General features: G+C 31.9%; 13 protein-coding genes and 1 pseudogene. 7 read left to right on the forward strand and 7 right to left on the reverse strand.

The window, feature by feature from the left end; translation table 11 throughout:
- Nucleotides 1–52: 52 nt before the first annotated feature.
- A complete protein-coding gene (locus EDC18_RS10285; protein ID WP_132252837.1) occupies nucleotides 53–775 on the reverse strand; it encodes a DUF554 domain-containing protein in 723 nt (240 codons plus the stop codon).
- A 145-nt stretch (nucleotides 776–920) separates the two neighbouring features.
- The gene (locus tag EDC18_RS10290; protein ID WP_132252839.1) at nucleotides 921–3,098 is read right to left on the reverse strand and encodes a DNA topoisomerase III; all 2,178 of its coding nucleotides are present in this window, start codon (nucleotides 3,096–3,098) and stop codon (nucleotides 921–923) included.
- Between the two features lie 751 nt (nucleotides 3,099–3,849).
- On the opposite strand from EDC18_RS10290, the pseudogene EDC18_RS10295 reads away from it, so the two are divergent.
- The 5 genes and pseudogenes from EDC18_RS10295 to pyrG form a co-directional block, all read left to right on the forward strand.
- Nucleotides 3,850–4,002 (forward strand): annotated as a pseudogene (locus EDC18_RS10295) (GntR family transcriptional regulator); the annotation flags it as partial.
- A 189-nt stretch (nucleotides 4,003–4,191) separates the two neighbouring features.
- A complete protein-coding gene (locus EDC18_RS10300) occupies nucleotides 4,192–7,128 on the forward strand; it encodes an S-layer homology domain-containing protein (protein ID WP_132252841.1) in 2,937 nt (978 codons plus the stop codon).
- Between the two features lie 81 nt (nucleotides 7,129–7,209).
- Nucleotides 7,210–8,757: an S-layer homology domain-containing protein gene (locus tag EDC18_RS10305; RefSeq protein WP_165878554.1), complete on the forward strand. Its 1,548-nt coding sequence runs from the start codon at nucleotides 7,210–7,212 to the stop codon at nucleotides 8,755–8,757.
- Between the two features lie 12 nt (nucleotides 8,758–8,769).
- The gene (locus EDC18_RS10310) at nucleotides 8,770–10,158 is read left to right on the forward strand and encodes a S41 family peptidase (protein WP_132252846.1); all 1,389 of its coding nucleotides are present in this window, start codon (nucleotides 8,770–8,772) and stop codon (nucleotides 10,156–10,158) included.
- 170 nt (nucleotides 10,159–10,328) lie between these two features.
- Nucleotides 10,329–11,936, forward strand: a complete 1,608-nt coding sequence (pyrG, locus tag EDC18_RS10315) for a CTP synthase (RefSeq protein ID WP_132252848.1) — start codon at nucleotides 10,329–10,331, stop codon at nucleotides 11,934–11,936.
- A gap of 120 nt (nucleotides 11,937–12,056) precedes the next feature.
- On the opposite strand, the gene EDC18_RS10320 is transcribed toward pyrG, so the two are convergent.
- Nucleotides 12,057–12,440 (reverse strand): hypothetical protein, encoded by a 384-nt coding sequence (locus EDC18_RS10320; protein ID WP_132252851.1) that lies wholly within the window; start codon nucleotides 12,438–12,440, stop codon nucleotides 12,057–12,059.
- A 155-nt stretch (nucleotides 12,441–12,595) separates the two neighbouring features.
- On the opposite strand from EDC18_RS10320, the gene cls reads away from it, so the two are divergent.
- Complete coding sequence (cls, locus tag EDC18_RS10325; protein ID WP_132252853.1) at nucleotides 12,596–14,098, forward strand: cardiolipin synthase; 1,503 nt, start codon at nucleotides 12,596–12,598, stop codon at nucleotides 14,096–14,098.
- 49 nt (nucleotides 14,099–14,147) lie between these two features.
- Here the strand turns inward: cls and EDC18_RS10330 are convergent, their stop codons facing one another.
- From EDC18_RS10330 to EDC18_RS10340, 3 genes are all read right to left on the reverse strand, one after another.
- Nucleotides 14,148–14,858: a lysophospholipid acyltransferase family protein gene (locus EDC18_RS10330; protein WP_132252856.1), complete on the reverse strand. Its 711-nt coding sequence runs from the start codon at nucleotides 14,856–14,858 to the stop codon at nucleotides 14,148–14,150.
- Between the two features lie 44 nt (nucleotides 14,859–14,902).
- Complete coding sequence (locus EDC18_RS10335; protein WP_132252858.1) at nucleotides 14,903–15,781, reverse strand: M15 family metallopeptidase; 879 nt, start codon at nucleotides 15,779–15,781, stop codon at nucleotides 14,903–14,905.
- Between the two features lie 142 nt (nucleotides 15,782–15,923).
- Entirely contained in the window at nucleotides 15,924–17,372 is a 1,449-nt protein-coding gene (locus EDC18_RS10340) for a nicotinate phosphoribosyltransferase (protein ID WP_132252859.1), read from the reverse strand.
- A gap of 383 nt (nucleotides 17,373–17,755) precedes the next feature.
- Between EDC18_RS10340 and ileS the strand changes: the two genes are divergently transcribed.
- On the forward strand, nucleotides 17,756–20,881 hold the full coding sequence (gene ileS / locus EDC18_RS10345; protein WP_132252862.1) for an isoleucine--tRNA ligase: 3,126 nt from the start codon (nucleotides 17,756–17,758) through the stop codon (nucleotides 20,879–20,881).
- Between the two features lie 53 nt (nucleotides 20,882–20,934).
- Here the strand turns inward: ileS and EDC18_RS10350 are convergent, their stop codons facing one another.
- Nucleotides 20,935–21,624 carry an MgtC/SapB family protein gene (locus EDC18_RS10350; RefSeq protein WP_132252864.1) on the reverse strand — a complete coding sequence of 230 codons (690 nt, stop codon included), beginning with the start codon at nucleotides 21,622–21,624 and terminating at the stop codon, nucleotides 20,935–20,937.
- Nucleotides 21,625–21,647 lie beyond the last annotated feature (23 nt).

The following is a 21,647-nucleotide window of genomic DNA, read 5'->3' on the forward strand; positions in this document are numbered from 1 at the left end:
TGTTTAAAAGGGACGGTTAAAAAAACTCATATTTAAGGAGCAGCTATATGTTTTAAAATAGCAATTCAAACAAAGCAACAATCATTGGTATAAAAATAGCCGGTAATAAATTACCTACTTTAATTTTTTTAATCTCTAATATATTGATTCCAATAGCAAAGATTAGAATATTCCCAATTAAGGACATTTGTTGTATAACAACATCTGTTAATATTGGTTCTAAGGTACCTGCTAAAAGAGTAATACCTCCTTGGTAAATTAAAACAGATACACTTGAAAAAACAACACCAATTCCTAATGTAGAACTAAAAATAACCGCTGAAATTCCATCAAGTATGGATTTGGCAAACAACGTATTAGGATTTCTTAGAAGACCATCTTCTAGCGCGCCTACGATTGCCATGGCACCAATACAATAAACCAAACTAGCTGTTACAAAGCCTTTAGCAAAGTCCCCTACAGTACCAATTTTCTTTTGTAGAAATAATCCTAAGTTGTCTAGTTTTAATTCAATGTTGATCCATTCGCCTAAAATACCGCCAATTACTAAACTTAAAATCATGGTCATTATGTATTGTCTATCAATTCCATTGGACTCTGTAATCTTAAACATACTTTGTATTGTACCAGATACCCCAATGAACAAAACGGCTAGTCCTAATGATTGCATAACAATTTGTTTGAAGCGACTGGATAAACCTGTTTTTAAACCGAGACCCAAAAAACCACCAAGTATAATAGCTATAAAATTAACAATGGTTCCAATACCTATCACAGAAATTCTCTCCCTACGTATGTAATAACTATTTTAATATATCACTTTTTAATATAGCACTTTATCACATTAAAATCAATTATAATAAAAGGAAATAACTAAAAGGAAATGGTACCTAATTAACCATTAGTACCATTTCTTATAATTATTTTTTAAGATTTTTAAAGGCATCTGCAAAAGCAGAGTTAAGCATTGGTTCATCTTGTTTTTTCTGCTGCTTTAAATAGTTAGACACATCTTTTTTAGTAACATTTTTACCCTTATCTTTTCTATTTTCATTAAAAGAACTTAACTTTTCTCTATGACCACATTTGCAAATGAATCTTTGGCCTTCGCCTTCTCCTACTAACTGCATTTTTTTGTGACAGTTTGGACACCTAGCGTTAGTGATTATGGATACAGACTTTCTATGGCCACAATCTCTATCTTGACAGACAAGCAACTTGCCTTTTTTACCATTCACTTCTAACATAAATTTGCCACATTCAGGGCATCGGTCCCCTGTAACATTGGTATGCTGGAATTTTGAATCATTGTTTTTGATAATGGTAACAACTTTTTTTGTGTAATCCTTCATATTATTAATAAAGGTTTTAGAATCTAACTGACCTTTTTTAATATGATCCAGTTCTTGTTCCCATTTTGCCGTTAAAATAGGTGATTTTAAGTCGTCAGGAACAAGATCTAGTAGTTGAATGCCTTTTTGAGTGATATGAATATGATTCCCTCTTTTCTCAATTAAAAAGGAACTAAATAATTTTTCAATAATATCGGCTCTCGTTGCGACTGTTCCTAGGCCCCCTGTTTCATTAAGGGTTTTAAGTAAGGCATTATTGTTGGTATCCATATATTTTGATGGATTTTCCATTGCAGACAAGAGGGAGCCTTCGTTGAAATAAGGTGGTGGTGTGGTTTGTTTTGTAGTGTGTCTAACATTTTGAACAGTATATTGTTCCCCTTTTGTAACCTTAGGAAGCGTCGAGTCACTTAATTCATCATCATCTTCCTCAACTGTATTATATATTTCTTTCCAACCTAAGGATTTCACAACTTTGCCTTTTGTAGAGAATGTTTCTTCTCCAATTTTTCCTATTATGGTTGTTTGAGTATATTCAAAGGGTGGTAATAATACAGATAAGAAGCGTCTCACTACCAATTCATATATCTTACGCTCTTTATCATTAAGTTTAGTAAGATTCAATGGTTCATCAGTTGGTATAATAGCATGATGGTCAGAAACTTTACTATTATCTACAAATGATTTATTTGCTTTGATAGGTGTAGACAGTATTTTATTAGCAGTCTTTTTATAACTGCCAAAACTACAACTGTCAATCCTGTCTTTTAAGGTATCAACAATATCTGAAGTAAGATATTTGGAGTCAGTTCTAGGATACGTTAAAAGCTTATGTCTTTCGTATAAAGTTTGCATTATGGATAATGTTTCTTTTGCAGAGTAACTGTATAATCGATTAGCATCTCTTTGTAATTCCGTTAGATCGTATAATAAAGGTGGGTATGTTTTCTTGTCTGATTGAATAACCTGTGTTATTTCACATTTTTTATTGTCAATGGATCTAATAATTTTATTACAAAGTTCTTTATCAAAAATGTGTGTGTTATTTGTCTTGGTATCTTGCCAAGTCAAATTAAATTTTCCTAGATTAATATCTATTATATAATAATCCTTAGATCTAAAGGTCTTAATTTCCTCTTCCCTTTTAGCAATGATGGCTAGAGTAGGGGTCTGTACACGGCCACAAGATAATTGTGCATTGTATTTACAAGTTAAAGCTCTTGTTGCATTTAACCCTACATACCAATCAGCAGCAGAACGTGCTACTGCAGAAGCATAAAGAGCTTCATAATTTTTACCAGGCTGGAGTTTGTTGAATCCATCCTTTATGGCTTTGTCTGTAACGGAAGATATCCATAAGCGCTTTATAGGTTTATTGCATTGTGCTTTTTCTATGATCCATCTTGCAACAAGTTCTCCTTCGCGTCCAGCATCTGTTGCAATAACAATGTCTTTCACATCTTTACGCGTTAGTTGGGATTTTACTGCAAAGAATTGTTTGCTTGTCTTTTTGATAACTTCTAATTTTAATTCAGAAGGTAACATTGGAAGATCTTCTAAATTCCAAGATTCGTATTTTTTATTATACTTTTCTGGCGAGGCTAAAGTAACTAAATGTCCCAATGCCCAAGTGACAATGTACTCATTGCCTTCTAAAAAGCCATTACCTTGTTTGGTGCATCTAAGAACTTTTGCAATATCTCTACCAACAGAAGGTTTTTCAGCTAATACAAGTGTTTTACTCATTTTATGATCCTTTCTTTGTAACATGACTTTTTTGCCTAATTATACATAGTATACACTTAAGAAAATTAGAAGTAAAGGAGATCAAAAGTACTTTCTTAGCAAAAAAAAAGAAACCTCAATTGAAGATTTCAATAAATTGTACTAAAGAATTTTAAAGGTAGATTAAATAATCGAAATTAAGTTTACAGCAGGTTTGTTATTATCCCTTAATCGTAGAACACGCATATTAAAGAGGTCTAAGTCAAAAGGCAGTTAATGTATTTTAGGCAGATGATTTAGAATAATAGTTCTTTAATCAGTAGTAATTCTAAAGTATAAACATCTTAGTATCTTTGTATATTCAATAAACTTCTCCCCATCAGTAAATGAAATACTAGATTAAGTAAAAATACTTTATCTAAATAGCTCGTTTTGTAAGATATCAAAGTAATTTAATCTACAAAAAATACATACTTACCATCTTAACTCAGTTATTCAAGTTTATCTGTCCTGCGTACAGATATTATAAGCGTAAATTAATTTCGATTATTAAAATCTAGTCTTCAAAAAAGATATATAAATAACCTCATCATATATATAACAATTAAGGGTGGCATTTTCTTACACTATTTTGAAAAAAATTTAAAAAAAATTTAAAAAGATTTTTTAGAGGAAATTCAAAACATTAATTAGGTTAAAATTTCCTTTACACTAAGTAGTATTTGTATTGCAATATATAATACAAATACTACTTAGTGTAAAGGTGGTCTATGTGATTTTAAAAATTAATTTTAACAGTGATATACCTATTTATGTGCAACTTAGGAATCAAATCGTAATAGGTATTGGTAAAGGGGATTTGGAATTTGGAGAAAAGTTGCCCACTGTAAGACAAATGGCTGAAGGCTTAGGGTATAATAATTTAAATAAATTAATGAATACACCATAAAGAGTAGTTTTATAAACGAAAACAACATGAAGGAATAAATTACCATTATTTATTCCTTTTTATATGTGAATTTTTTGGGAGTTTTTGCCGAAATATTATGGTATAATGAAATAACAATATTAGGCAGCTAATGAAACATTATTATAGATAAATGGAGGCATAACAATGAAAAAAAAGTGGATGGTAGGCGCCTTAACTTTTGTATTAGCAAGTTCCATTATGACACAACCTTTAAATAAATTAAATTATAATATAGTACAAGCTCAAGAAGTACAGTTTACTGGAAGAGATAGAGCATTGGCAATTATAGAAAACATTACTTTTAGAGATGTGGCAGACAATCATTGGGCAAAAGAAGCCATTGTAAGACTTGGAGCAATTGATATCGTAAAAGGATATAATGAAGGCAATAGAAAAGAATATAGACCTGGTGGGGCAGTGACAAATCAAGAAGCATTAGCCTTTATTCTCAGAATACTTGGGTTGGAAGAAGAAGCACAAAAAGCGTCAGAAGAGATTGAAAATGAATTTGCAACTAATGAACATGTCCTTTCAATATGGTCCAAAGGTTATCTACAGATTGCAATGGAATTAGAACTGATCACAGAGGAAGATTTTGAAAATGCACTAGAACCTAATCAAGGAGAACTTACTGAAGAGTCTTTTCGAAGAGAAATGCCAGCAACAAGAGAACAAGTGGCTCAGTGGTTGGTAAAAGCGTTAAATCAAGTAAACCCAGCTTTAATAAGACCTTTATATGTGCAAAATAGAATTTTTAATTATGCAGATTGGGAAAATACAAGTAGTGATAAAGTTCCTTATGTAGAAGCAGTTATAGCGAATAATATAATGGTAGGGGATAATATCACATTTCGTCCGAGAGCCCACCTTACACGTGCAGAGATGGCAATGATCATAAGTAATGTAGATGATATTTTATATGATGCCATGAACATTCAAAGAAAAAGTGGTGTAGTGGATAAGATTGAAGTAGAGAGTCAAATCACTTCACAAAATATTACCCGAAGAAAAATATATGTAAGAACAGATGAAGGAAAAATAGAAATTATTACATATGAAGAGAGAACAAACAATAGAACTTTAAGCATAGATGTTCCCGTTTATAATCAGGGACAAGTACAAGGACTTGGTACTTTAAAGGAAAATGATTCAATTGAGTACTTAGTAGACCAAGGGAATACGATTCTTTATGTACTTAATAAAGGGGCAGCTGCAACAGAAAAAGTACAAGGGGTATTACAACCACTACATAACCTAGAAAACGGATTTATAACCATTAAGACATCTAATGGCAACAATGTAACTTATAGACTATCAGAAAGTATGTACATAGGGTCTAGAATAAAAGTTGGGAATCAATTTGTTGAAAAAGATAGAGCACCAGTAGGTCAAAGTGTAGTATTAGATATGCAAAATAATCTAATTGTGGGTTTGGATTATGATGTGATTACTTCTGATAAAGAAATAAGTGGTATTGTAAAGAGTGTATCTCCAAATTTTGGCTATATTACCATAACAGATTGGTATACAGGAAAAGATGTCATTAAGAACTTTTACAGAAACCAAATGACAGTTGAAAAACTAATGCATTATGACAATGTAAGCCAAAGCTACATAAATGGCGCTTTTAAATTTAATCCATTAAGTTCAACTATTGAAGCCATTGAACCAGGTGATATTGTATATATAACATTGGATGATGCTGGCTACATATCACATATTAGCGCAAGAACAAACTATATTGTAAAGTACGGAAAAGTATTATTTATTAATTACAATCATGGAAACAGTTATAATTTTACTGTTGAATACGAAGATGGCCAGTTAGGGTACTTTGAAGTAAATGAACCTATTATTGTTCAAAGAGGTGGCAATATTGTCCCTTCATATGAAATAAATGCTGGGGACTGGGTTAAGATGCTAGTGAATCAAGCAGTGATAAGCCCTGGTCATATGGAAGAAAAGGTAAAAGAAATAAATATAGATTCTTATAAAAATTCAATAACAAGAGTTTTCAAAGGTCAGTTAAGTAATAATTACAATCCAGGGCAAAGAACCCTTGCCCTAATAAATAGTGAAGAACTTAGCCAAATTGGCTGGATTGATTATAGACAAAGCAGAAATTTAGAATTTAATACTAGAAATTTAGAAGTTTATTATAACGGACAACAAATATCTTTTGATGAAGCGCTACATAAGTATAGAGGACCAAATTATACCGTGTATGTGGCAATGGAAGAATTGCCTGGTAGAGAACAAATTTGTAGAATCTCAATATTTAATAATAGAGATACAATCCTTAATAAGGACCATGTAATCCATACAGATGGGGGGCAATCCTTTACATTGTTTGGTACTGTAAATCCAATTAATGTTAGCCCTGGAACAATTATTATAAGAAATGGTAGACTAGTAGAGCCAAGTAATATAATGTCACCAGATTATGCACAAGTGATATTAAATGGTCAAGGAAGAGCGGCAGTAGTAAATATCACTCAAGAGCCTGGTAATGATAGAATAACTGTTTCAAGAGGAAGAATTAAAGAAATAGAAGATAGAAATACCTTTACTGTAAGTTCACAAGGTATGCTTATGGATATGACTTGGGTGTATTCACCAATAGAAAGAACCTATACCATTAATTATGAAACAATAATTATGGACGAAAATGGTTTTGTGCCATTTGATCAGTTTAGAGGATATGATGAAAACTCTCAAATTGAAGAAGTTTATACAATAATATCTGAAGGAACACATGCAAAATATGTTATTAAAAACCCTTATAGCACAGAAGGGGTAACTGGTAGAATTTATGATATTGGTAATGGTAGCATAAGAATTAATAATGTGAATGTATATAATACGACAAATAAGACATGGGATGTTCTAAGTTATCAATCTAATTATGGCATTATTAATATTGAAGAGAATAGCATTATTCTTAAAAACAATAAGGTGATCACACCAGCAGAACTTAAATTAGGAGACAATATTAGAGTTCTTACTACAGAGAATTTAACCACTAAATTATTACAAGAAAATTCAAGAGAAGTTATTGGGTATATTATTCTCGTAGAATAAACATCTTGGTAACTATAATTTCCGAAGATAGTTTGGTTACTTGTAATCAAACTATCTTCATAATAAGTGAGGATGATAAAAATGGGGAAAAAAGTGAAGCTATTAGTAGGGATACTTCTGTTATTAATGTTGAATAGTGTAATAAGTTTTGGGGCTGAAGGTGAATCAGGTTTTTTTGGAGGTATTTCTGAAGGAACGAATTTGCCAAGACGAATTGATGAGCTAGTGCCACTACCAAGACAAAACACAATAGATCTAGTATACAAAGAAGTGATTTTTATAAGTGGGAGACCTGTTGAATTTGAAGGAACCCTTAGAATAACTAGAAATAAAGATATAATGAATAGAAATAATGCAAGTACATACAAAGAAAGATATGTATTTCAAGCTACGGATGGTCAAGGGAACACATTAAACCGTAATATTGAATTTGATACAAGGTATTTTATAAATAAAACAAATCCCTTTAATAATTTTATAGAAACAGCTTCAGAGGTATCAAGAACAGCTAGAAACTCAAAATGGAGCGAAACAATTGTTATTGATGGGGTTACATATACATTAAATGAAAATTCATCTTATTTGTTTAGAGATGCAACAGAAGACATTAGACCTGGTATTAATTATTTTCATTCAGTAGTAGAGTATTTTGCTGTGTATAATATAAATGGCAATCAAAATGAAAAAATTGAAGTACTAGCATATAACAATATTTATGGATTTAAGCAACCTTGGGCTAAGATTGAAAAGCAAAACTTAAATCTCGCAATAGAGAACATTTCTAGTGAGGGACAAGGATGGCAGATGAATGTAGAAGTTAGACCTGTGATGAATGCAAAGAAAGCAATGTTCTACTCAGGGGTTGAGCCATTCCCAAACAGTTTTGAAGGAGTATACAATCAAAGGTTAGAAAGAGAATCAAGTTTAACATATACCATAACAACAAATAACCTTCACCTTACACCAAATCAAAGAAATAACAGCTTAGCAATTAGAATACCTAATCAATCAGATGGGTTGTTAACACCTGCAAGGAATTTAGATTTCTTATTAGGGAATTATGTTTGGGCAAAAAGTGATGTAGAGCAATTATATGCTCTGGGAATTTTAACGGAAGAGCCACATCCTAACATGAGATATGAAGCAATGAGTAGAGGAGAATATGTGAAAGCTTTATGTAAAGCAATGAACTTAGATATATCCAAATATGTAGGAACTAGAGGGGTGAAAACGAAGATATTTGATGATGTACCCTCTACCCATCCATTATATCCATATGTAATGACAGCCTATGATGAAAAATTAACTGTTGGACAAGGTAAAAACTTTGGTGTCGATGTTCCGATTACAAGAGAAGAAGCTTTTGTTATATACATAAGGGTAATTGGATTAGAAAGACTTGGTGTAACAGAGTCGCCTCAAACCAGATTTGTAGATGATTCGAAAATTTCAAACTGGGCTAGAAGAGAAATAAAAGCAGGAGAGGTTTTAGGCATTATAAAAGGGGATAATTCTGGGCGTGTGAATCCTGGGCAACATATAAGAAAAATTGAGGCAGCATCAATAATCAATCGTTTAATTGACTATTTAAGATATGATTTAGCAAATGACTTTGTTGGCATTAGATAAGGGGGAGATTAGATGAAAAAAAGAATCATTGGATGCATTTTAATATATATTTTATTATTTACTTCAGTAAATGCCAATGGGATAACATCAGATTCAACAGGGGAAGATATAAAAGTACTTATGGAGTTTATACTAGATAACTATGTAGGTAGTGAAATAAACGAAGAAATCCTTTATTATGGGGCATTAAAGGGAATGTTTGAAGTCCTTGACTCTTATAGTGAATTTTATACTGCAAAAGAATATGATGAATTCTTTGTTGCTTTAGAAGGAAGCTTTTATGGTATTGGAGCAGAATTACAAAAGGCTGATGAGTATGTAAAAATTGTTAATGTACTAAGAGATACACCGGCAGAAAAAGCAGGACTCTTAGTTGGAGATATTATTTTAGAAGTGGATGGACAATCAATTGAAGGGTTAAGTGTGGATGGTGCAGTAGCTATTATTAGAGGAGAGTTAGGAACAAAAGTAATATTGACCATAAATAGAAATAATGAAATAATAACTCAAGAAATTACGAGAGGTAGAATAAATGTTTCTTCTGTATATACAGAAGATTTAAGTAAATTTGAGAATGTATATGAAAAAGAATTACTACAAACTATAGAGTACATATATATATCTAGATTCAGTGAAAGTGTATCAGATGACTTTGCAAAAATGCTAATAAAAGCACAAGAAGCTGAGAAGGATTACCTTGTACTTGATTTAAGAAATAACACAGGTGGTTATATGAATCAAGCAATAAATATTGCTAGAATGTTAGTGCCAGAGGGACCGGTGTTATATACAGTAAATAAAAATGGAGAGGAACAAGTGTATTACAGCTATTTAGAGAATAAAGTTTTTGAACAAATCATTGTCATCACAAATGAATACACGGCATCAGCTTCTGAAATCTTAGCAAGTGCTATAGTAGAGTCAGGTGCTGGATTAATTGTTGGAGAGCAAACATATGGCAAAGGTGTGGTCCAACATTTATACAATTTTGGGAACTCCGCATTCAAATTAACAGTAGAAGAATACTTTAGTCGCAATAGAAGTAAAATAAATGATATAGGTATTAAACCAAATATAGAAGTAAAGATACCGTATTTATTACCAGAACCTACAATAAGATATAGTATGAATATGAAAGATGATAGGATCTATGAAATAAATGAGATATTAAAGTACTTAGGGTATTATGAAGGGAACATTTCAAATGAATATACTCAAAAAACCTTTGAGGGAATAAAATCTTTTCAAAGAGACCATGGTTTATACCCTTATGGTGTATGCGATTTAAGCACCCAATTAAAGTTAAATGAAATATTAAAAGATAATGTACAAGAAAAAGATATGCAATTAGATAAGGTATTACAATTTATACAAGAATATAACAAGAATATTAAAAAGTGACTTGACTAACGCCTAAACTACCTTTAAAATATATTAATTGTGGTACTGTTTTAGAGATATAAATTTAGCAATAAAATTTTTTAATGTAAATTATAAGTAATTATAACTTACTTCATATAATCTATTTCAAGAAAACCAAATGATAAAGAAAAATAATAGAGGTGAAAAGGATGCAAACGAAGTATATTTTTGTTACAGGAGGTGTAGTATCAGGCTTAGGTAAAGGGATAACAGCCGCAGCATTAGGAAGGTTGTTAAAAGAGCGAGGTAAGAAAGTTACTATTCAAAAGTTTGACCCTTACATTAATATTGATCCTGGTACGATGAGTCCATATCAACATGGAGAAGTGTTTGTAACAGAAGATGGCGCTGAAACGGATTTAGATTTAGGTCATTATGAAAGATTTATTGATGAAAATCTTTCCCAATATAGCAGTGTAACTACTGGAAAAATATATTGGTCAATCCTAAACAAAGAAAGAAAAGGGGAATTCCTAGGAGCCACTGTACAAGTAATTCCTCACATAACAAACGCTATAAAAGACAGAGCATACAGAGTAGGTAAAAACAATCAATCAGAGATCGTTATAACTGAAATTGGTGGTACAGTAGGTGATATAGAAAGTTTACCTTTCTTAGAAGCTATTAGACAAGTTGCGTCTGATGTAGGAAGAGAAAATGTTCTATATATCCATGTAACACTAATCCCATATTTATCAAAATCTGGTGAAATGAAAACAAAACCAACACAACATTCTGTAAAAGAACTACGTTCTATTGGTATTCAACCAGATATATTAGTATGTCGTTCGGAACAAGAAATGTCAGAAGATATGATTGAAAAATTAGCCTTATTCTGTAATGTAGATAAAGATTGTGTAATACAAAATCTTGATGCAGAAACATTGTATGAAGTACCTTTAATGCTAGAAGAGCAAGGTCTTGCAGATATAGTATGTAAAAAGTTTAACTTAGGCTGTACACCTCCAAATTTAACGGACTGGACCAATATGGTACAAAAAGAAAAAAATGTTGACAAGGAAGTAACTATAGGATTAGTTGGAAAATACGTTGAATTACACGATGCTTACTTATCAATAGTAGAATCACTAAAACACGGTGGAATCTTTCACTCAACCCAAGTGGATATTAGATGGATTAATTCTGAAGAATTAGATGAATCAAATATGAAAGAAAATTTAGATGGATTAAATGGTATTCTAGTTCCAGGTGGATTCGGTGATAGAGGTGTAGAAGGAAAAATTTTGGCAATACAATATGCAAGAGAGAACAAAATACCTTTCTTTGGAATCTGTCTTGGAATGCAGTGTGCCGTTATTGAATATGCAAGAAATGTATTAAACTTAAGTGGTGCACACAGTTCGGAATTAGTGCCAGAAACGCCATATCCAGTTATTGACTTAATGCCTGAGCAAAAAGACATTGATGGATTAGGTGGTACCATGAGATTAGGTGCTTATCCTTGTAAAGTAAAAGACAATACAAAAGCAGCAGAAGCTTATGATGATGAGTTGATTTATGAACGTCATAGACATAGATATGAGTTTAATAATGAGTATAGAGATAGATTAGAAGAAGCTGGACTGGTAATATCTGGTGTTTCTCCAGATGAACATTTAGTAGAAATGGTAGAAGTTAATGACCATCCATGGTTTGTTGGTGTTCAATTCCATCCAGAATTTAAGTCTAGACCAAATAGAGCGCATCCTTTATTTAGAGACTTTATTGGAGCAAGTGTTAGCTGTAAATATGAGTAAAAAAAAGACCTTACATAAGTGTTTGTAAGGTCTTTTTTAATTGGTATAAAAGGTTAAAAAAAACAGGTAAACAAAAACTGCCACCTGTAGCTTTTTCTTAAGTATGTTATGTAGCTAAAATTACTTTTTAGCTCCTTTAAATCCAACGATATATACACCAGCTAATTCTACTTTTACCATTTTCTTAACAGGTAAATCATTAAATACTTTATCATCACATAATAAAGTCGTAATTTTTGGTCCTATTTTTGCCTTTACCATAGGTAGTTTTCTAAATCTAAGATATTTTGGAATTTGGTCGTGAATATTCTTAGGTAGGTTAGCATCTTTTGCTTTTAATTTTTTCTTATCAATGATTAGTATTGATGTAACAGTTTTATGTTGGTCAATTAAGGATTTTTGTTCATCCATCTTTGATTGCATTTTTCTACCAACAAGATATAGAATACCCATAATACCTAGCAGAACGGCAATTATTATTAAAGTAACTTGAAAAAATGTCATAAATAGGCACCCTCCTTAGTATTTTTAAGTCCTATTGTATTTTATCACTAAATAAGAAAAAATGAAATAGTTAAATTTATATTTTTTAATTCCACCCTTTTTTGGTATAATATAATGAAGGCAAAAATCATAAGGTGAGTAAATGTAAATATAGTATGTTAAAAATACAAAGGTTGGATGGAGAGATAATAACTGTGGGAATAGGAGAATTTATTGTATCAAGTTATAGATGGATATTTAGCAATATATTACTAATCAATATATTACTAGCTATTCTTATAGTATTTTTCGAAAGAAGAAATCCTACCAGTGTTTGGGCTTGGATTCTAATACTTATATTTTTTCCCATTGGAGGATTTATTCTTTATTTATTGCTAGGTCAGGATTTAAGAAGGAAAAAATTATTTAAAGTAAAAGAGATTGAAGACGAGGTTAACCGAGTTATAAGAAGGCAAGAAGAAAAAATATATCGGAATGAATATAAAGCCATTGATCCATTGTTTCAAGAATTTAGAGATATGATTATGTTTAACCTTGTTAGTAATTCATCTATGTATACAGCAGATAACGAAATAGAAATATACAATGATGGTATTAAAAAGTTTCAAGCATTAATAGATGCAATAGACAATGCAAAGTCCTTTGTTCATATTCAATATTATATTTTTAGAGACGATGAATTGTCAGTGAGGTTATGTGAAACCCTTTGTAAAAAAGCTAGAGAAGGTATTGAAGTAAGATTACTATATGATGGAATGGGTTGTATTCGGGTAAAAAAGAAGTTTTGGAAACATCTTGCTAAATCAGGTGTTAAGATTGCTGAATTCTTTCCACCTTTTGTACCTTTAGTGAATCTACGTGTGAATTTTAGAAACCATAGAAAGATTGTAATTATAGATGGCTATCAAGGGTTCGTAGGTGGATTTAATGTAGGGAAAGAATACATTGGAAAAGTAAAGAAGTTCGGTTATTGGCGTGACACACATTTGAAAATAATAGGCTCAGCTGTAGATTCTTTACAAATGAGATTCCTCCTAGACTGGAATTATGCTTCTAGAGAGAATCTTATTAGGTATGAAAAGTATTTTCCAACTAAAGTATTGGCTGGAAGCAATGGGATACAAATCGTATCAAGTGGCCCTGACTCTAAAAGACAAAATGTAAGAAACAATTATTTAAAAATGATAATGAAAGCGAAGAAAAGCATTTATATACAAACGCCCTATTTAATCCCAGATGATGCTATATTAGAGTGTTTGAAAATAGCCGCCTTATCAGGTGTGGATGTTAGGGTAATGATTCCAGATAAGCCAGACCATCCCTTTGTTTATTGGGCATCCATATCATATATTGGAGAACTTATTGATGCAGGGGCAAAATGTTATAAATACAATAATGGGTTCCTGCACAGCAAAGTGGTTACAATTGATGGGTTGGTAAGTAGCGTAGGAACGGCCAATATGGATATCAGAAGTTTTAAATTAAACTTTGAAGTAAATGCATTTATATATAATTCTAAAACCACTATGGAACTAGAAAAGAACTTTATGGAAGATGTAAAAAATTCAACAGAGATTACAAAATACCTGTATATGCAAAGGTCCTTAATAATAAAAATTAAAGAGTCTATATCAAGGCTTTTATCACCTGTATTATAAAAAAAGATGAGTAAAGGACGGCTATCCTAATACTCATCTTTTTTGACGCTTATTTTTCAATTAATTCACTTACAATATGTTGGACATATTTAGCACTCTGTTTTTGTTCTGAAGGCTCTAATTCGTTAAGAAAAACAGGTTTTCCAAAGTTCAATTGTACATTTGCTGGCTTTACTCTTTTTCCATTTTTCTCAAGAATATAATCACTTCTGCTAATGCCAAAAGGCACAACAGGAATGCCTGCTTTTTCCGCTAATTTTAAACTGCCTTGCTTAAATGGCAGCATATCATCTGTCTTTGAACGAGTACCCTCTGGAAAAATAACCATAGAATGGCCGTTTTTTAATAACTCTACCCCAGCGATCATGGTTTTCATAGCTGCTCTTACATCGTGTCTATCAAGAAACAAACAGCCAGCAGAAGTCATCCACCAACTCATAATAGGAACTTTTTTCATTTCTTTTTTTGCAATAAAGCCTGTTGAATTTGGTAAATGCTTAAATAATACAGGAATATCAAACCAGCTTCGATGATTTCCAATAAATAAGGCTGGTCCTTTTGGTATGTTTTCAAGTCCTGTAACGGTTATTTTTGTGCCAGCCATGGATAAAAGATGACTTGACCAAATTTTGCCAAAGTATAAGGTGTATTTATATTGTGCCTTTTTACTGAACAACCCTATAATGTACCCTATAAGTAAAAAAGGTAAAGTCAATATAAAGTATAAGATAATATAAATTGCAATAAGTATGATACGCATTTTATCACCTGCTTCATCTATTAGTCTTGTGAGTAATTTTAACCTTAAGGTGTCAAATTATTCATGTAGTAGTATTCATCTAAAGTTATATTATTGTCTGTTAAAATATCAGCCAGATCAATTCCAACATATCTGATATGCCAAGGTTCAAAATTATAACCTGTAATGTGGGTTTTATCTGCGGGATAGCTAATGACAAATCCAAAACGATGGGCATTGGCTTTTAACCATTGTCCCTCAGGAGTAGAAGCAAATTCTGAAGTCAAATTAAACCCAACAGCTTTAGAAGTAACATCCATAGCTAAGCCAGTTTGATGTTCGCTATGACCTGGTTTTGCACTGTATTTATTTGTCCATTCTTCTCCTCTTGTTTGAAGATTACGCTCATATATTGCTTTCTGGCGTTGATAAGATCTATAGCCAGAAACAGCAAATAGAAATAAATTTTCTTCTTCTTCAGCAGCGTTAAATAGATCTTCTAAAGCTATAGCCGCAACTTCTCTAAGCAGCATTTTATCATCATAACCTTCGAATGAAAATCGAACATTAGGAATCATAAGATCATTAGGAATATAATTACTTGGCAAATAATACAATTTATTTACCAATGAAGTCACACTATCAGGAGTATTAATAGGAGTAACTTCTTCTGGAATAACTGGTTCCTTTGGAATCATAGATTCATCAATTCCTTTTGTTTCGTCGTTATTATCTATTATATGTCCAGGTGATTGGGTATTATTATTAAAATCTTTTTCAATAATTTCTTCTATAGCCAATGCACTATCTGAATCATTTTCACTTTTGTTTTCTATTTCTTTTTCAGAGATAGTATTTGATATAGGAATATAATTTGAAGTTCTATTATTACATCCAGCAAAAAAAATAGTGGCTGTTATCATTACTAGTATTCTTTTTTTCATCTAACTTGCCTCCCTTACTAATGTATTATAACATGTGGTGACAAAGTTGTATATAATGTAGCATTTTCTCTTATTAAACGAGAAAATCCTTCAATAACTTAGAAATACCTAAGTCAAGAAGGATTTATTAAATACTATATAATTAGATTTCAGTTTCTCTAAAACGTTCTATCATTTCTTGTTTTAAATTATAAAGATTAGTGGTTAAATCCACATAAACATATTGTGGGTTGATAATACGTCTTGTTTCAGGCCATAGAGATTCAAGTTCAGTAAAACAGTATTTTTGAATATCCATTACTTTTGGTGAGTTATAAACACAGTGACCTTTTATAAAGATTGGTATCAATAATTCTCTAAGAGTAAAGGTACCAGGCTTTAGGATCATTCTCTTCCAAGTTGCCTTAGGATCAAATAAAAGCAAAGGTTCTGTTTCTTTTATATCTTCGTGGTCTAAAGCAATTAAGTCTGCTTTAATTTTTCCAGAATCTTTATCATATACTCGATAGATTTTTTTATTCCCAGGATTTGTTATCTTTTCTGGGTTTTCAGATACTTTAATCTTAGGTTCAAAAGTATCTCCTTTAGATATAGCACTTAATTTATAAACACCACCAAAAGCAGGGCAGTCTTTAGAGGTTATTAAGTTAGTACCTACACCCCATACAGTAATTTCTGCACCTTGAGATTTAAGATCTTGAATGAGATATTCATCTAAATCACTAGATGCGGATATAACGGCATCTTCAAACCCTGCATTATCAAGCATTTTTCGGGCTTTTTTAGATAAGTAAGCTAAGTCTCCACTATCAAGGCGAATGCCATATAATTTAGGTTTGATGCCTTTTTCTTTTAGTTCTTTAAATACTTTTATTGCATTAGGCACACCAGTTCTAATGGTATCATAAGTATCTACTAATAAAAGACAAGCATCAGGATATAAATTGGCATAAGTTCTAAAAGCAGTCAATTCATCATCATAACTCATAACCCAACTATGAGCATGTGTTCCCTTAACCGGCACATCAAATAATTTACCAGCTAAAACATTAGAAGTACCAGAACAACCACCAATAACTGCGGCTCTAGCGCCATAAATACCAGCATCAGGACCTTGAGCTCTTCTAAGACCGAACTCTAATACAATATTATCCTTTGCTGACCATTTTACCCTTGAAGCTTTTGTGGCTATTAGACTTTGATGGTTCATTATATTTAAAACACCTGTTTCTATAATTTGAGCTTCCATTATAGGGGCAATGATTTTCATAACAGGTTCATTTGGAAATATAACTGTACCCTCAGGTACACTATAGATGTCACCTGTAAATTTAAAATGGGATAAATAGTCTAAAAAATCTTCCTCAAATATTTTTTGTTCTCTTAAATATTGAATATCTTCTGGTGAAAAGTTAAGATTATTAATATAATCAATTACTTGTTCTAAGCCAGCAGCAATGGAGTAAGAGCCATCACAAGGATTTGTACGATAAAAAAAGTCAAATATTACTTTTCCATCTCGATCATAGGATTTGAAATATCCTTGCATCATAGTTAGTTCATAAAAATCTGTCAATAAAGTTAGATTCATTTATATTCAATCCTCTCTATTTCATCCGTTGTATAAAGATAGTATAACAAATAAATTCTATTGTTATTTTAACATATACAAATTTTAGCAACATTATAGCATATGTAAAGTTATCTGTATATACGAAAATGTCTTAGAAACCTTTACAAATTAGATTATTAACTATATAATAGTATATTGACATGTCTGTGTTTAAGTACAGTTAAGCATGGGCTATAAAGTAGCGGTTAAAAATAACGAAGCCTATGCCTCTTGCTTTGTAAGAGCCACAAGCTTTGTTGAAAACATTAATTTCAAATCCTTGCAAGCAAGTTTGAAATTAATACTTTCATATTGTATTTGTGAAATTTATATAGACTCACATTAGATTAGGAGGTATTAAGGTGTACGAGAAAGTATCAACCAACCTTAATTTTGTCGAGAGAGAAAAGAAAGTATTAGATTTCTGGAAAGAAAACGAAGTATTTGAAAAAAGTATTGATTTTAGAAAAGAGGGACCAACATATACATTTTATGATGGACCACCAACAGCCAATGGAAAGCCACATATTGGGCATGTTTTAACACGTGTAATAAAAGACTTAATTCCAAGATATAGAACTATGAAAGGCTATAAAGTTCTTAGAAAAGCAGGATGGGATACCCATGGACTTCCTGTAGAACTTGAAGTAGAAAAACTTTTAGGTCTAGATGGAAAAGATCAAATTGAAGAGTACGGATTAGAACCATTTATTAATCAATGTAAAGAAAGTGTTTGGAAGTACAAAGGCATGTGGGAAGATTTCAGTGGAAAAGTTGGTTTTTGGGCTGACATGGACGATCCATATGTAACTTATGACAACAATTATATTGAATCTATTTGGTGGGCTCTTAGACAAATATGGGACAAAGGATTGTTATACAAAGGACATAAAATTGTTCCTTACTGTGCAAGATGTGGAACACCTTTATCAAGCCATGAAGTAGCTCAAGGCTATAAAGATGTCAAAGAAGCATCAGCAATAGCAAAATTTAGATTAAAAGACAAAGAAGATGAGTTTTTCTTAGCTTGGACAACAACACCTTGGACACTACCTTCTAATGTTGCCCTATGTGTTAATCCTAATGAAACTTATGTAAAAATAAAATTAGAAGATGGTTACTATATTCTTGCAGAAGAACTAGTAAGCAAAGTAGTTGGAGAATTAGAATATGAAGTAATAGAAAAATACAAAGGTAAAGATCTTGAATATAAAGAGTATGAGCCTTTATTTGATTTTGCACAAGTAGAAGGAAAAGCTTTCTACGTAACATGTGCAGACTTTGTTACTTTATCAGATGGTACAGGTATTGTTCATATAGCCCCTGCATTTGGTGAAGACGATTCACAAGTAGGTAGAAAATATGAATTACCATTCGTTCAATTAGTAGATGAAAAAGGTGAGTTTGTACCTGAAGCAGCACCTTATACAGGAAAGTTTGCAAAAGATGCAGATCCACAAATTATAAAAGATTTAACTGAAAAAGGATTGTTATTCAAATCCCTAGACTATGAACATTCATATCCACATTGCTGGCGTTGTGATACACCACTATTATATTACGCAAAAGATACTTGGTTTGTAAAAATGACAGAAGTTAAGGAAAGACTTATTGCCAATAACAATAAGATCAATTGGCTTCCAGAAAGTATTGGTAAGCGTCGATTTGGAGATTGGTTAAACAATGTTCTAGATTGGGGACTTAGCCGTGATAGATATTGGGGTACACCACTTAATATTTGGGAATGTGAATGTGGCCATAGACATTCTGTTGGAAGTATAGAAGAATTAAAATCAATGTCAGATAATTGTCCTGATGATATTGAACTTCATAGACCATATATTGATGAAGTGTTAATCAACTGTGAAAAATGTAGTAGTAAAATGAAACGTGTAGATGTGGTAATTGACTGTTGGTTTGATTCAGGGGCTATGCCTTTTGCTCAATGGCATTATCCATTTGAGAACAAGGAAATCTTTGAAGACAACTTCCCAGCAGATTTTATATCAGAAGCAGTAGACCAAACAAGAGGATGGTTCTATTCATTACTTGCAATTTCTACATTATTATTTGATGAGCCAGCCTTTAAAAATGTTATTGTACTAGGATTGGTTCAAGATGAAAACGGACAAAAAATGTCCAAATCAAAAGGCAATGCAGTAGATCCTTTTGAAGCATTAGAAAAATATGGAGCGGATGCTATTAGATGGTACTTCTATGTAAATAGTGCACCATGGTTACCAAACCGTTTCTATGACGATGCAGTAGTTGAAGGTCAAAGAAAGTTTATGGGGACCCTATGGAACACATATGCATTCTATGTGCTTTATGCCAATATAGATCAATTTGATCCAACACAGTACAAATTAGAATATGATAAGTTAAACCAAATGGATAAATGGTTATTATCTAAATTAAACACATTAATTAAAACAGTGGATACTAATTTAGATAACTATAGAATTACTGAATCTGCAAGGGCTTTACAAGAATTTGTTGATGATTTAAGTAATTGGTATGTAAGAAGAAGTAGAGAAAGATTCTGGCAAAAAGATATGCCACAAGATAAGATCAACGCTTATATGACATTGTATACAACTCTTACAACCCTTACAAAAGTATCAGCACCATTTATACCATTTATGGCTGAAGAAATATATAAAAATTTAGTAACAAACTTTAGCAAAGAAGAACCAATTAGTGTTCACTTGTGTGATTTCCCAGTAGTAAATGAAGAAATCATTGATACAAAATTAGAAGAGAATATGGACTTAGTACTTCAAATCGTAGTACAAGGACGTGCGTGTAGAAACTCTGCTAATATTAAGAATAGACAACCTATTGGTACAATGTATGTAGGAGCTAAAAACCAATTAGAGGATTCATACAAAGAAATCATTGCAGAAGAGTTAAATATTAAAGAAGTTATCTTCTTAGAAGATATGAGTGCCTTTACTTCCTATGCCTTTAAACCACAATTAAAAACATTAGGGCCAAAGTATGGTAAACTCATTCAACAAATAAGACAAGGGCTATCTGAAGTAGATGGCAATAATGCAATGAATGAACTTAAAGCCAATGGAAAGCTTATATTAAATATAGAGGGTCAAGAAATTGAATTGCTTGAAGAAGATCTATTAATAGAAGCCGTTGAAAAAGAAGGATTTGTAACGGATTCTGATAAAGATGTAACCGTTGTATTAGATACCAATCTTACAGAGACATTAATTGAAGAAGGTTATGTAAGAGAAGTCATTAGTAAAATACAAACAATGCGTAAAGAAGCAGGATTTGAAGTAACAGATCATATAAAAGTATTCTATCAAAATAATGACAAACTTGTAGCAATTATTGAAAAAAATAAAGAAGAAATCATAGACGAAGTATTAGCAAAAGAAGCCAATGTAGGTAAAGATGAATCAGGGTATTCTAAAGAATGGAATATCAATGGTGAAGAAGTAGAATTAACAGTAGTGAAAGTATCTTAAGAAAAACACACATATAGTAAAAAGCTCCCAAGTATAAAATTTGGGAGCTTTTTTTAACTCATTGCAATGTTCCATTTTATAGAAGAAATTGTTTTTTCTAGACTTAATTCTTGTACAACCTTTTCTAGCAATTCTTTATTGCCTACGGTGGATAGAATCTCAGCTGTAACCTCCATATACAATGGGTTATCAGTCTCTTCACTAGAAAGAGAAATGAGTATTAAAGGACTTTTGCTTAGAACCTCAACAGTTCTAGCCCGAATATGACCAACGTCTTCTAAGGTACAAACCAATTGTAGTCGATAAGACAGTTCTAATTCCATACTTTTGTAATGAGATTGATTCATTTTATATTGAATGCGTCTAAGTACTGTATTAGCCATAAGAATGACTAAAGTTCCAATAAAGGCTTCAACCAGGAAGCCGCCACCACATAGGACACCAACGGCAGCAGAACACCATAAGGTAGCTGCTGTATTTAACCCCCTTACATGAAAGCCCTCTCGAAGGATAACCCCTCCACCTAAAAAACCAATACCAGATACTACGGCAGCAGCAGTACGTGTAGGGCTAGAGTCAAATTCAACCATTGCAGATAGTAGTACAAATAAGGATGAACCTACAGCAACTAATGCATTTGTTCTAAGGCCTGCCATCCTTTGTCGCCATTGTCTTTCTGTACCAATAAGAATCCCTAATAAAAAAGCAACTAATACTCTTGAGCTAAAAGTAATTAAATTCATAATTTAACCTCCTTTTGGGAGAG

The organism is Natranaerovirga pectinivora (assembly GCF_004342165.1).
GTDB lineage: Bacteria > Bacillota > Clostridia > Lachnospirales > DSM-24629 > Natranaerovirga > Natranaerovirga pectinivora.

Excerpts from the sequence above, each read along its gene's own strand:
- EDC18_RS10290 (WP_132252839.1), bottom strand. The coding sequence starts at position 3,098 with ATGAGTAAAACACTTGTATTAGCTGAAAAACCTTCTGTTGGTAGAGAT.
- EDC18_RS10300 (WP_132252841.1), top strand. The coding sequence starts at position 4,192 with ATGAAAAAAAAGTGGATGGTAGGCGCCTTAACTTTTGTATTAGCAAGT.
- EDC18_RS10305 (WP_165878554.1), top strand. The coding sequence starts at position 7,210 with ATGGGGAAAAAAGTGAAGCTATTAGTAGGGATACTTCTGTTATTAATG.
- EDC18_RS10310 (WP_132252846.1), top strand. The coding sequence starts at position 8,770 with ATGAAAAAAAGAATCATTGGATGCATTTTAATATATATTTTATTATTT.
- pyrG (WP_132252848.1), top strand. The coding sequence starts at position 10,329 with ATGCAAACGAAGTATATTTTTGTTACAGGAGGTGTAGTATCAGGCTTA.
- EDC18_RS10320 (WP_132252851.1), bottom strand. The coding sequence starts at position 12,440 with ATGACATTTTTTCAAGTTACTTTAATAATAATTGCCGTTCTGCTAGGT.
- cls (WP_132252853.1), top strand. The coding sequence starts at position 12,596 with ATGTTAAAAATACAAAGGTTGGATGGAGAGATAATAACTGTGGGAATA.
- EDC18_RS10330 (WP_132252856.1), bottom strand. The coding sequence starts at position 14,858 with ATGCGTATCATACTTATTGCAATTTATATTATCTTATACTTTATATTG.
- EDC18_RS10335 (WP_132252858.1), bottom strand. The coding sequence starts at position 15,781 with ATGAAAAAAAGAATACTAGTAATGATAACAGCCACTATTTTTTTTGCT.
- EDC18_RS10340 (WP_132252859.1), bottom strand. The coding sequence starts at position 17,372 with ATGAATCTAACTTTATTGACAGATTTTTATGAACTAACTATGATGCAA.
- EDC18_RS10350 (WP_132252864.1), bottom strand. The coding sequence starts at position 21,624 with ATGAATTTAATTACTTTTAGCTCAAGAGTATTAGTTGCTTTTTTATTA.